The organism is Intrasporangium calvum (assembly GCF_028446585.1).
Lineage (GTDB): Bacteria > Actinomycetota > Actinomycetes > Actinomycetales > Dermatophilaceae > Intrasporangium > Intrasporangium calvum_A.
In genome coordinates this window covers 1-12,251 of record NZ_JAPFQL010000032.1, presented here as the reverse complement: position 1 = coordinate 12,251, position 12,251 = coordinate 1, and the positions used below count along the sequence as shown (strand labels likewise).

The following is a 12,251-nucleotide window of genomic DNA, read 5'->3' as shown; positions in this document are numbered from 1 at the left end:
GATCGTCAGAGGAAGAAGAGCACCAGGCCGAAGATCGCGAGCGCCTCGGCGAGGGCGAAGCCGAGAATGGCGATCGGCTGGAGGAGCTTGCCGGACTCGGGCTGGCGGGCGACACCGTTGATGTACGCGGCGAAGATCAGGCCGACGGCGATGGCCGGGCCGATGGTCGCGAGTCCGTAGCCGACGAGCGAGAGGTTGCCTTCCACGATGTTTCCTCTTTCGTGTGTTTTGGGTGATCTGCCGGCACCGTGCCGTCCAGATGTTCTTGGGGGTTTTTCAGTTGTCCCGGGCGCTGGGGCTCGGGGTGCCGACGATCAGTGCTCGTCGGCGAGCGCGCCACCGATGTAGGAGGCGGCGAGCAGGGTGAAGACGTAGGCCTGCAGGAACTGCACCAGCCCCTCGAAGAGGGTGAAGGCGAAGGCGAGCACCCACGCGGGCAGCGCGGCCAGCTTGAGGAAGAAGCTGTCCGCGAGGAACAGCTCCCACCCGCCGACGATGAAGACGACGAGGAGCATGTGGCCGGCGAACATGTTGCCGAAGAGTCGCAGGGCGAGCGTCAGCGGCCGCGTGATGAAGAAGGTGATGAACTCCAGCACGAAGATGAAGGGAACGATCCAGCCCGGCAGCCCACCCGGCACGAGGAACTTGAAGTAGCCGGCGAGGCCGTGCTTCTTGATCCCGATGCCGTGGTAGACGACGTAGACGACCAGGACGAGCGCGATCGGGAAGCCGATCCGCGACATCGTCGGCATCTGGATGAACGGCACGATGCCGAAGAGGTTGTTGACCAGGATGAAGATGAAGAGCGAGAAGAGCAGCGGGACGAAGCGGAGGAAGTCCTTGCTGCCGATCATGTCCTTGGCGATGCCGTTGCGGACGAAGCCGTAGACGCCCTCGGTGAAGAACTGCCCCTTGGACGGCACGACCGCGGCGCGCTGCGTCGTCGCGACGAGCCACCAGGCGATGCCCACGACGGAGATCGCGGCGACGACCATGGCCCGGGTGATCGACACCCCCGCGACGGAGAACAGCGGCTGCCAGAAGATCTCGGGCGTGGGCGGGAAGCCCTCCGCAGGGGCCATGGTGCCCAGCGTGGACGCCAGCACGTTGAAGCTCACAAGCTCTCCTTGGTCATGAATGTCGAACACATTGGGGCTGAACGGTGGGGGGCGGGGCGACCGCGCGTCACGACGCGGCCACCGAGGTGCCGAGCCGCTGAACCTGGCCGCTGCCCTCGCGGGCCGCTCAGGTTGCGTTCAGCCGAGAATGCTACGGCGTACCGTACCGGAGCCAGATCACGTACAGCGACAGGGCCATCCCACCGAGCAGGCCGAGCACGACGAGAAAGCCGGTCCCCAGCCACCCGTCGAGCAGCACCCCGAGCCCCCCGAAGACGACAGGGCCGGTGATCAGATAGGCCACGATGCTGGCCGAGGTCTGGTCCGCGGCGAACTTCCCGGCCGAGACCACGACGCTCTCCGGCTTCGCCTCGTCCGGCGTGGAGTCGTCGCGCCTGGACTCGTCCGGCTGGGGCTGGGGCTCGGTCATGGCGACCTCCGACTGAGAGAGACATCACGACCCCGAGGGCAGCGTGACGTCGGGATAGATCTCGTGGCGGCCGCGGCGGAAGCCGACGACCTGCCCGACCTGCCAGACCAGCGTCTGGATGATGGCCGCAGCCGCGAAGGCCCGTCCGTCGAGCCACTCGGCCCCGCGCAGGGCGAGGAAGACGGCGACGAGAGCGATGAGCTGGCCGATGTAGACGACGAGGGCACCGGCCATGGACAGGCCCGCGTCCCCGGCGATGACGGCGCGCATCCCCTGCGCGCCGACGACGAAGAAGGCGACGGCGACCACGGCCCCGAGCAGTCCCGAGGCCACCCCGTCGGATCCGCGCAGCAGCCAGGCGCCGAGGGTGATCACGGGCACGCTCACCGCGGAGAACGCCAGGGAGGTCCGGAGCATCGAGCGAACCGGCGACGGCGCACCGGTGCGGCTCTGGCTGGTCCTCACGACTGAGCTACCTCACGGGGTGGGGATCGGGTGGCGATGGGGGTGATCTGACCGGTGGGCGAGCGGCATGAAGGTCGCTCCCGGTGCTTGTGAAAGGTATCACAAGCGCTCGTGCGGCCTCCACTTCGGCAGCCACACGGTGAGAACCACCCCGATGACGGTGGCCACCGAGATGACCCCCAACGGGCGCCAGCCCTCCCAGACGACGAAGGACACGGAGCCGAGCGCGACAATGGCTGCCCAGAGATACATGATGAGCACCGCGCGCCGGTGGCTGTGCCCGATCCGGAGCATCCGGTGGTGCAGGTGCATCGCGTCCGGGTGCCAGGGCCGCTTCCCCGCCCGCGTGCGGCGGATCACGGCGAGCAGCATGTCGAGGAACGGCAGCAGCAGCACGGCGACGGGAACGAGCAGCGGCAGGAAGACCGCGGTCACCTGGTTGGCGGTGACCTCGCTCGGGTCGACGTTGCCGGTCAGCGTGATCGTCGCCGCGGACAGGAGCAGCCCGAGCGTCAGCGCCCCCGAGTCGCCCATGAAGAGACGCGCCGGGTTGAAGTTGTGGGGCAGGAACCCGGCGCAGCAGCCGACCAGCGCCGCCGAGATGAGCGTCGCCACCGAGAAGACGTTGGCCGGCACGAAGTCGCGCGACACGATGTAGCTGTAGATGAAGAACGCGAGCGCCGCGATCCCGACAACTCCGGCGGCGAGCCCGTCGAGCCCGTCGATGAAGTTCACCGCGTTGGTCGTGGCGATGACGACGAGGACGGTGACGAGCACGAGCACCGGCGTCGGCAGGATCGTCGTGCCCGAGATCGGCAGGGAGAGCAGCTGGACACCCGCATAGGCCATCAGCCCGGCGGCGAGGATCTGCCCGGCCAGCTTGGTCAGCCAGTCGAGCTCACGGATGTCGTCGAAGGCGCCCAGCAGGCAGACGATGCCGCCCGCCGCGAGCACCCCGAGGATCTGCCGGTCGGCGAAGAGCGTGCCGAGGTAGGGCAGGTTGCGGGCCACGAGCGCCGCGGCGACGAAGCCGAGGTAGATGCCGACACCACCGAGCCGCGGGATCGGGGTCTTGTGGACGTCGCGGTCCCGGACAGCAGTGAACGCACCCGTCGCCACGGCAAGGCTGCGCACGAACGGCGTCGCGATGTAGGTGACGCCGGCAGCGACGATGAGGATGAGGACGTACTCGTGCACTCAGCCGCCCGCCGACGGCGCCGTATGCCGCTGAGCTGGCCCAGCGGCATACGGCAGCGTGGTCTGTGGCACGAGTTCCTCAGCGGGGGTACGCGGGGAACCGCGTGACGAGGTCGGTGACCTCGGCGCGGACCTCCTGGCTCACCGGGGAGCCAGGGTCGCCGTCACCCTTGGTCACGGCGGTGTGGATGAGGCGCGCGATCGTCTTCATCTCCTCGACGCCCATCCCCTGCGTGGTCACGGACGGCGTGCCGACCCGGATGCCGGAGGCGATGTTGGGCTTCTGCGGGTCGAACGGGATGGCGTTCTTGTTGAGCACGATGCCGGCCGCGTCGGAGCGCGCCTCGGCGTCCTTGCCGGTCACCCCGATGCCCTGCAGGTCGAGCAGCGACAGGTGCGTGTCGGTGCCGCCGGTCGTCGGCCGGATGCCCAGCTCCTTGAGGCTCGCCGCGAGCTGCTGGCTGTTGGCGATGACGTTGCGGGCGTACTCGGCGTACTCGGCCGAGGCGGCCTCCTTGAAGTTGACCGCCTTGGCCGCGATGGTGTGCATCTGCGGCCCGCCCTGCATCATCGGGAAGATCGCCTTGTCGAGGGCTGCGGCGTGCTCGGCCTTGCAGACGAGCGCACCCGATCGGGGGCCACGCAGCACCTTGTGCGTGGTGAACGTCACGACGTCGGCGTAGGGCACGGGAGACGGGATCGCCTTGCCGGCGACGAGGCCGATGAAGTGCGCCGCGTCGACCCAGAGCAGCGCGCCGACCTCGTCGGCGATGGCGCGGAACCGCGCGAAGTCGATCAGCCGCGGGATCGCCGAACCGCCCGCGCAGATGACCTTGGGCCGGTGCTCCTTGGCGAGCGCCTCGACCTGGTCGTAGTCGATGTCCTCGGTCTCGCGGTCGACGCCGTAGCCGACCGCGTTGAACCACTTGCCGGAGAACGAGACCTTCGAGCCGTGGGTCAGGTGGCCGCCCATCGGCAGGCTCATCGCGAGGAGCGTGTCACCGGGCTGCATGAAAGCGCCGTAGACGGCCTGGTTGGCCGAGGCGCCCGAGTGCGCCTGGACGTTGGCGTGCTCGGCCCCGAAGAGCTCCTTGGCCCGGTCGATCGCGATCTGCTCGGCCTTGTCGACCTCGGAGCAGCCGCCGTAGTAGCGCCGGCCGGGGTAGCCCTCGGCGTACTTGTTGGACAGCACCGAACCCAGCGCCGTGAGGACCGCCGGGGAGCTGATGTTCTCGCTCGCGATGAGCTGCAGGCCGCTGCGGATCCGGCCGAGCTCGGAGAGGAGCACTCCGGCGATCTCCGGGTCGAAGGACTGCAGGGCGCCGAAGTCGGAGCCGTAGAACGTGTCGTCAGACATGGGAGATCTCCGTAGCTGATGCTGGGGCGTTCGGACAGGTGGCGTTCGGGCCAACTCTAGGCCGTGGGGCCGGTCTCCTGCTCGGGGCTCTCCGCCTCGGGCCGGCCCTCAGGCTCGGGCTCAGGCTCTCCCTCCGCCTCTGCCTCCGACTCCGACTCCGGTTCCGACTCCGACTCCGACTCCGGCTGCGGCTCCGGCTCCGGCTGCGGCTCCGGCTCCGGCTCCACCTCGGGCTCGGGCTCGGGAGCGAGGGCCGCGTCGATGTCGCTCTGCGGCAGGGCGCCGAGCCGGAGCGTGCGCGGCTCGTCCCCCGTGCAGTCGATGATCGTGGACGGCGCGGCGTCCGCGCTCGGCCCCCCGTCGAGGTAGACGGCGACGGACTCCCCCAGCATCTGCTGGGCCTCGTCGACGGTGCGAGCGGCCGGCGCGCCGGTCGTGTTGGCGCTCGTCACCGCCATCGGCCCGATGTCGCGGAGCAGCTCGAGTGCGATCTCGTTGTCCGGCACGCGCAGAGCCACCGTGCCGTTGGTCTCCCCCAGGTCCCAGTGCAGCGACGTCTGCGCCTTGAGCACGAGGGTGAGCGGACCGGGCCAGAACCGCTCCATCAGCTTCTGGGCGTAGTCGGGGACCTGGGTCGCGAGGCCGTGCGCGGTGCGCGCGGTGGGGATGAGGACCGGCGGGGGCATCTCCCGGCCGCGTCCCTTGGCAGCCAGCACGCTGGCGACGGCCTCGGCGTCGAAGGCGTCGCAGCCCACTCCGTAGACGGTGTCGGTCGGCAGGACGACGATCCGGCCGGTGCGGATGGCCTGCCCGGCTGCCGCCATGCCCTCCGAGCGGCCCGTCGGGTCGGTGCAGTCGTAGCGCTCAGTCACCCGCCAGAGCCTACTTGCAGACGTCGTGCTGCCGTATGCCGCTGGGCTGGGTCCGCGGGTCAGCGCGGTCCCAGCCCAGCGGCATACGCAAGAAGTCGGTCACATGGCGTCGAAGGCCTGCTTGGCGCCGGGGTGGAGCGGGATGGGGTCGGTGTTGGCGCCGGTCTCCTTGACGAGCTCCTTGCCGGAGGGGTGGACCTTCGCGAGCACGTCAGCGCTGCCCCAGAGCAGCTTGACGATGCCGCAGGCGTTGCCGGTCGGGAAGTCGTCCCGGACGAGCAGGACGTTGGGCACGACGATCGTCTTGACGTCGGAGGCCAGGCCGTAGGTCGCGGCCGGGATGGAGCCCTCGGCATAGACCGGGTTGATCTCCTTCATCTTGGGCAGGGTGGGCGTGATGTCGATGAACTCGACGGCGTCCTTCTGCGAGGTGAACAGGTCGGTGAGGGCGGGCGTCGGCAGGCCACCGGACCAGACGAAGCCGTCGATCGAGCCGTCCTTCATGCCGTCGACGGTCTTGCCGAGCTCGAGACGCTGGGCCTGCACGTCGGAGTTGATGTCGAGACCGGCGGACTGAAGCAGCCGGGTCGCGATGACCTCGGTGCCGGACTTGGGCGAGCCGGTGGAGATCCGCTTGCCCCGCATGTCCTCCATGCTCTTGATCCCGGAGTCCTTGCGGACGACGACCTGCGTGTAGTTGGAGTGGATGCGCCCCAGGGCCTGGACCTTCTGGGGCTCGGTGAACGCGCCCTTGCCCTGGACGGCGTCGGCCGCGGTGTCGGCCAGGGAGAAGGCGATGTCGTACTGGCCGCCGGCGAGCTGCTGGATGTTCTGGACGGAGGCGCCCGTCTCCGCGGCCGTCGCCTTGAGCGGCGTCGTCGTGCTCAGCAGGGTGGCGATGCCGCCGCCGAGGACGTAGTAGACGCCCGTGCTGTTGCCCGTGGCGATGGTGACCTGTCCGGCGGAGATCTCGCAGGATGCGGCCCCTCCGGTCGGGGCACCGGCGGATGGTGGCTCCTGGGTCTGCTTGCCACCGCAGGCGCTGAGGGCCAGGCCGGCGATGACCAGGGCTCCGACGGCGGTCGTCAGGCGGCGTCGCCGGGTGGGGCTCGTGATGGGTGTCATGACAGCTCCTTTGCTGCGTGGGCGGGTGTGGTGGGTCTGGTGCGGAGGAGGTTGACGGCGATGGCCGCGGCGAGGAAGCCGAGACCGATGGCGATCGTGACGGGCTGGAGGAAGAGCAGGAGGGCGGCGGCCGGCACGCAGAGGGCCCGCTCGAGCGGTGAGGCGGCCCGCACGAGCCACCCTCCGGTCACCGCCGCGAGGGCAGCGACGGCGATCATCGAGACGGCGGTCGTCCAGGCGACGTCGATGAGCGGCCCCTGCAGGAGCAGGTGCGAGCCGTTCTCCGTCATGACGAAGGCGAGCGGCGCGAGGAAGGCGGGCAGGGTGTACTTCGCCGCCTGCCACATCGTTCGGATCGTGTCGCCCCCGGTGATGGCCGCGGAGGCGACGGCGGCGAGGGCCGTCGGCGGTGAGACCTCGGAGAGGACGGCGTAGTAGAAGATGAACATCGCCGTCTCGGGGCCGCTCACGCCGAGTGACTGGAGCGCCGGGCCGATGACGACCCAGCTGATGATGAACGACGCGGTCACCGGCACGGCGAGCCCGAGGACGATGATCGCGATCGCCGAGAGCACCGCGGTGACGACGACGACGATGGCCGGGTTGTCACTGACGGCGTTGGCGGCCTGCACGAGCAGGCTGGCGAGGTTCTGCCCCAGGCCCGTCTTGACGATGACGGAGGTGATGATGCCGGCCGCCGCGCACACCGCCGCGATCGGCAGCACCGACCGGGCACCGGTGGCGAGCGCGTGGTAGAGCTGCCCGGCATAGGTGAGGACGGCCCGCCCGCGCGGCTGCTCGGCGGCGTCGGGGTCGAGGGGGTCCCGTCCTGAGACGAGCCGCTCGACGAGGCCGACGACGGCCGCGAGGAGGGTCGAGTAGACCACCGCCCGGAAGGGCGGCACGCCGAGCGCGAGGAAGACCACGATCACGCCGAGGGAGGCCAGGTGGTAGCCGAAGCGCAGGAGCAGCCACCACGGGTTCTGGTGGGGCACCTCAACGGCGTTGACCCCGAAGCGCCGGGCGTCGATCTCCACGGCGAGCACGATCCCGAGGTAGTAGAGCAGCGTGGGGACGCTGGCCCAGAGCAGCACCTGGAGGTAGTTCGTCGACAGGTACTCCGCGATGATGAAGGCGGCGGCGCCGAGGGTCGGTGGCGAGAGGATCGCGCCGATGCCGGCTGCGGCGAGCATGCCGCCGGCGTTCTCCCTGGGGTAGCCGGCCCGCTTGAGGATCGGCCAGGCGACGGCGCCGAGGCTGACCGCGGTGGCCGTGCCCGAGCCGGACACCGTGCCGAGCAGGAAACCGCTCAGCGTGACCGTGCGGCCCGGTGCCGTCCGGGACTGGCCGAAGACCGAGAAGCTGAAGTTGATGAAGAACCGTCCGGCACCGGTCGCGTCGAGGACGGCGCCGTAGATGGTGAACAGCACGATGTAGGTCGCGGCGACGTCGAGCGGCACGCCGTAGAACCCGGACTGGTCGTTGTAGAAGCCGTTGATGATCTGGTCGAAGTCGATGCCCGCGTGCGAGATGGGCCAGTCGATCGGCAGGAACCCGCCGTAGTAGGCGTAGGCGAAGAAGGCCAGCGCGACGATCGGCAGCACCGGGCCCGTCGTGCGCCGCGTCGCCTCGAGGATGAGGACCGTGAGCAGCGCCCCCATGACGACGTCGACCGTCGTCAGCTGGCCCTGCCGGTCGAGGAAGGCGTTGAAGCCGCCGCCGCTGTCCCCGAGCTGGACCGGGAGCACCGGATAGAGCGTCACCGTGAGGGCCACGAGGGCCAGCGCCCAGTCGAGCGGGCCGGGGTGGTCGAGGGGGGCCCGCTCCCCCGGGGCCCGCTTGCGCGGCCGGTAGTTGACGAAGACGAGCGGCAGCACGAAGCCGAGGAAGAGCATGAGGTAGAACTGGTTGCCCTGCCGGAGCGGGGCGAAGACCTGGACGAGGACGAAGACCGAGATCAGGAACGAGATGAGCACGACCCCGGCGTCGAGCCGGGGGCCCAGCCGGCGCTGCGGCCGCTCCTCGTCGAACTCCGAGATGAGGAAGTCGACGTCGACGACGTCGTCGCGCTCCCCAGGCTTGAGGCGCGTCGGGCCCGGTGTCACCGCTTCGTCGTGGGACATACCGGGACGCTTTCACAGGATGGCCCCCGACGGGTGCCTAGCGCGCCTTACATCTTGGCCACGGATCGCGTCTCAGCTGCGGCGAGCCGAGGTGACGCGGGGCCGTCCGGCCAGGTCGGCGTGGTCCTCGGCGTCGGCCCACCCGGCCGCGGAGAGCCGCGCCGGCAGCGACTGGCCTTGGCTGTCGGCGTGCTCCATGAGGAGCAGCCCGCCGGGCCGGAGCAGGGTCGCAGCCGCGGCCGCGACCCGCAGCGGGATCGCCAGGCCGTCCTCACTGCCGCCGTAGAGGGCGAGCTCCGGGTCGTGGTCGCGCACCTCGGGGTCCACCGGCACCGCGCCGACCGGGATGTAGGGCGGGTTGACGGTCACGACGTCGACCGTGCCGGCCCAGTCCGCGAACGCGGGTCGAGTCGCGTCGCCCTGCGCCAGCTCGACGTCGAGGCCGAGCCGGTCCCGGTTGGCCGCCGCCCAGGCGATGGCGTCGGTGGACAGTTCGAGTGCGCGAACCGCGACCTCCGGGCGCTCCTCCTTGATCGCGAGCGCGATGGCCCCCGACCCCGAGCACAGGTCAACGAGTCGTATGCCGCTGGGCTCGCTCTCGCACCGGCGGTCGACCTCCGCGAGGGCGAGGTCGACGAGCACCTCGGTCTCGGGTCGCGGCACGAAGACGCCCGGACCGACGTGCAGGGTCAGCCTGTGGAAGTGGGCCCGTCCGGTGAGGTGCTGGAGCGGGACGCGCCGGATGCGCTCGGCCAGCACAGCGGCATACGACTCCTCGAAGGCGTGTGGGAGCCGGCCCCCCACGATCATCAGCCGACGGACCTCGGGGGTGTCCACGGCGAGGACGTGCGCGGCGAGCTCGACGGCATCGACGTCCGGTGACGCGACGCCCGCCTCGCGCAGGGTGCCGGCGGCGGCGCGAACGAGCGAGCGCAGGTCGGTCACTGGTCCGCCAGCGCGGCGAGCTTGGCCGCCTCGTCGGCATCGAGGGCCGACTGGACGACCGGGTCGAGGTCGCCGTCGAGGACGTGGTCGAGGTTGTAGGACTTGTAGCCCGTGCGGTGGTCGGAGATGCGGTTCTCCGGGAAGTTGTAGGTGCGGATCCGCTCGGACCTGTCGACGGTGCGGACCTGGCTGCGGCGGGCCGCCGAGGCCTCTGCGTCAGCCTCGTCCTTCGCGATCTGGTGGAGGCGGGCGCGCAGGACCCGGAGGGCGGCCTCCTTGTTCTGGAGCTGGGACTTCTCGTTCTGGCACGAGACGACGAGACCGGTCGGCAAATGGGTGATGCGCACGGCCGAGTCGGTCGTGTTGACGCTCTGGCCGCCCGGGCCCGAGCTGCGGTAGACGTCGATGCGCAGGTCGTTGGGGTCGATCGTCACCTCGACGTCCTCGGCCTCCGGCATGACGAGCACACCCGCGGCGCTCGTGTGGATGCGGCCCTGGGACTCCGTGACGGGGACGCGCTGGACGCGGTGGACGCCGCCCTCGTACTTGAGTCTCGCCCAGGGCGCCTCCTCCGGCCCCGGAGCACCCTTGGCCTTGATCGAGACGCGCACGTCCTTGTAGCCGCCGAGGTCGGACTCGGTCGCGTCCTCGATCTGGGTGCGCCAGCCGCGCCGCTCGGCGTAGCGCAGGTACATGCGCAACAGGTCACCGGCAAAGAGGGCCGACTCGTCCCCACCCTCGCCTGCCTTGACCTCGAGGATCACGTCACGGTCGTCGTCGGGGTCGCGCGGCACGAGCTGGCGGCGCAGGTGCTCCTCCGCCTCGGCGAGCGTCTCCTCGAGGCCGGGCAGCTCCTCCGCGAAGGCCGGGTCCTCGGCGGCGAGCTCGCGGGCTGCCTGGACGTCGTCCTGGGCGGCCTGCCAGGCCCGCGCGGTGGCGACCGTCGCGCCGAGGGCGGCGTAGCGCTTGTTGAGCGTGCGCACCAGGTCCTGGTCGCTGTGGACCGCAGGGTCCGCGAGCCGGGACTCGAGGTCGGCGTACTCGTCGAGGATCGCCTGAACTGACTCAAGCACGGTGCCTCACCTCGGGTCCGGGAACGTTGCCGTAAAGCGAACGCCGGCCCCGGCGACAGTCGTCGCGGGGGCCGGCGGACGGGAGACCTACTTGGCGGCCTTCTTGCCGTAACGGGCCTCGAACCGGGCCACGCGGCCACCGGTGTCGAGGATCTTCTGCTTGCCCGTGTAGAACGGGTGGCACTGCGAGCAGACGTCCGCGTGGATGACGCCGGACTTCGCGGTGCTGCGGGTGGTGAACGTGTTGCCACAGGTGCAGGTGACCTGGGTCTCCACGTAGTCGGGGTGAAGGTCCTTCTTCAACGCAGTCTCCTTGGTTTGAGTGGCCGGGTCGGCGCACGTGCCGTGAACCGGTCCAAAGGAAGAGTGTGCCAGAGGTGTGGCACTCCCCCAAAACGCCGTCGCCGGCCGGTGCATTCCCACCGGCGTCCGCGGACCGGTGCGTGCCGAACGCGCGAAACTTCGCGCCTCTGGCACGCGCGCCTCTGGCACTCAGGCTGCGGCCCCCCTCGCCAGGGCGTGCGCTCGCTCCACCTGGTCGAGGAAGGCGTCCGGCCGGAGCCGAAGGCCGAGCACGGGGATGCGCAGCACACGGTCGCCGGTGAGGACCACGTCGTTCTGGCGCAGCGCGTCGTCGACCGGGCTGAGGGCCAGCGCATGATGGCCCCCGTCAATCTCGACGACGAGGCCGAGCTCCTCCCACGCGACGTCGAGATAGACCCGGCCACCGGGCAGGGTCCGCACCACCTGCCGGGACGGCTCGGGCAGGCCCCGATCCCGGCACAGGGCGGCGAAGTCCAGCTCGCCGAGCGACTGCGCCCCGTCGCAGATGTCCCCGAGGACGACGTCGAGGAAGGCATGGCGCGGGCCACGTGGCGTCAGGTGCCACGCCTCGAGGACGCGCTCGGGCCGGACGAGTCGTTGCTGGAGCGGGAGGCAGAGCAGCAGCGCAGCCTGTCGGTCCGAGGCTGCCCACTGCGCCGCGTGGATGGCGGCCCACTCGGGCCGGACCCGCGGGACGCCGACGTCCAGCACCGGCGGCATCGTCGAGCGGTGGTGCCGGGTGACACCGGGCACGTCGTGCCTGCGGTTGTTGCGCGGGATCGACACGTCGATCCGTGTCGGTTGGAACGCGGTCAGTCCCGAGGCGAGCAGGGCCGCGGCGCCGTCGAGCACGCTCCGGAACCCGTCTCCCAGACGGCCTGCCAGTGTCGGGCCTCGGTGCCCAGCGGGCCCGGTCGGACGGCGACGGTGTGCCGGCCCGCGGTGACCCATCGACCCGCGCCGACCTCGGTGCGCACATCGGCCCGAGTCACGCCGACCGCCCTCAGGTCCGCTCGGTGCGCGACGCCATCGTGCAGGTCAGCGACGGCGCGGGCGACCACGGCCCGCTCGGGCCTGGGCAGGCGTCGTCGGACGGCTTGCGGGGTCGGCATGCAGCGATCGTGGCGGATCGCGAGGCGTCCCCGCTGAGGGCCTGTGGACAACGAGAACGGTGCGTGTCAGGGGCGCGGAATGTCGCGCCCCTGACACGCACCGTCAGAGG

14 protein-coding genes are annotated in these 12,251 nt (G+C 70.6%); all 14 read right to left on the bottom strand.

The features are described 5' to 3' along the window. Positions 1-5: 5 nt before the first annotated feature. Complete coding sequence (locus OO014_RS08860) at positions 6-206, bottom strand: ATP synthase F0 subunit C (RefSeq protein ID WP_272461940.1); 201 nt, start codon at positions 204-206, stop codon at positions 6-8. A 108-nt stretch (positions 207-314) separates the two neighbouring features. Next, on the bottom strand, positions 315-1,118 hold the full coding sequence (gene atpB / locus OO014_RS08855; protein WP_272461939.1) for a F0F1 ATP synthase subunit A: 804 nt from the start codon (positions 1,116-1,118) through the stop codon (positions 315-317). 151 nt (positions 1,119-1,269) lie between these two features. Then, the gene (locus OO014_RS08850; protein ID WP_272461938.1) at positions 1,270-1,548 is read right to left on the bottom strand and encodes an AtpZ/AtpI family protein; all 279 of its coding nucleotides are present in this window, start codon (positions 1,546-1,548) and stop codon (positions 1,270-1,272) included. A gap of 24 nt (positions 1,549-1,572) precedes the next feature. Continuing rightward, positions 1,573-2,013: a hypothetical protein gene (locus OO014_RS08845; RefSeq protein ID WP_272461937.1), complete on the bottom strand. Its 441-nt coding sequence runs from the start codon at positions 2,011-2,013 to the stop codon at positions 1,573-1,575. A 99-nt stretch (positions 2,014-2,112) separates the two neighbouring features. After that, a complete protein-coding gene (locus tag OO014_RS08840) occupies positions 2,113-3,210 on the bottom strand; it encodes a glycosyltransferase family 4 protein (protein ID WP_272461936.1) in 1,098 nt (365 codons plus the stop codon). A 79-nt stretch (positions 3,211-3,289) separates the two neighbouring features. Next, a complete protein-coding gene (gene glyA / locus OO014_RS08835) occupies positions 3,290-4,567 on the bottom strand; it encodes a serine hydroxymethyltransferase (RefSeq protein WP_272461935.1) in 1,278 nt (425 codons plus the stop codon). A 56-nt stretch (positions 4,568-4,623) separates the two neighbouring features. Then, positions 4,624-5,439, bottom strand: a complete 816-nt coding sequence (locus OO014_RS08830) for an L-threonylcarbamoyladenylate synthase (RefSeq protein WP_272461934.1) — start codon at positions 5,437-5,439, stop codon at positions 4,624-4,626. Positions 5,440-5,538: 99 nt separating this feature from the next. Continuing rightward, positions 5,539-6,564, bottom strand: a complete 1,026-nt coding sequence (locus tag OO014_RS08825; protein WP_272461933.1) for a TAXI family TRAP transporter solute-binding subunit — start codon at positions 6,562-6,564, stop codon at positions 5,539-5,541. Then, positions 6,561-8,687 (bottom strand): TRAP transporter permease, encoded by a 2,127-nt coding sequence (locus OO014_RS08820; RefSeq protein WP_272461932.1) that lies wholly within the window; start codon positions 8,685-8,687, stop codon positions 6,561-6,563. Before OO014_RS08820 ends, OO014_RS08825 begins: the two co-directional genes overlap by 4 nt. A 72-nt stretch (positions 8,688-8,759) precedes the next feature. Beyond that, positions 8,760-9,632, bottom strand: coding sequence for a peptide chain release factor N(5)-glutamine methyltransferase (gene prmC, locus OO014_RS08815; RefSeq protein ID WP_272461931.1), 873 nt, complete (start codon positions 9,630-9,632; stop codon positions 8,760-8,762). Next, the gene (gene prfA, locus OO014_RS08810) at positions 9,629-10,705 is read right to left on the bottom strand and encodes a peptide chain release factor 1 (protein WP_272461930.1); all 1,077 of its coding nucleotides are present in this window, start codon (positions 10,703-10,705) and stop codon (positions 9,629-9,631) included. The genes prmC and prfA overlap by 4 nt, the downstream gene beginning before the upstream one ends. Before the next feature lie 87 nt (positions 10,706-10,792). Next, positions 10,793-11,008: a 50S ribosomal protein L31 gene (gene rpmE / locus OO014_RS08805; RefSeq protein ID WP_272461929.1), complete on the bottom strand. Its 216-nt coding sequence runs from the start codon at positions 11,006-11,008 to the stop codon at positions 10,793-10,795. Between the two features lie 189 nt (positions 11,009-11,197). Further along, positions 11,198-11,881: a hypothetical protein gene (locus OO014_RS08800; RefSeq protein WP_272461928.1), complete on the bottom strand. Its 684-nt coding sequence runs from the start codon at positions 11,879-11,881 to the stop codon at positions 11,198-11,200. After that, entirely contained in the window at positions 11,842-12,141 is a 300-nt protein-coding gene (locus tag OO014_RS08795) for a hypothetical protein (RefSeq protein ID WP_272461927.1), read from the bottom strand. The genes OO014_RS08800 and OO014_RS08795 overlap by 40 nt, the downstream gene beginning before the upstream one ends. Positions 12,142-12,251 lie beyond the last annotated feature (110 nt).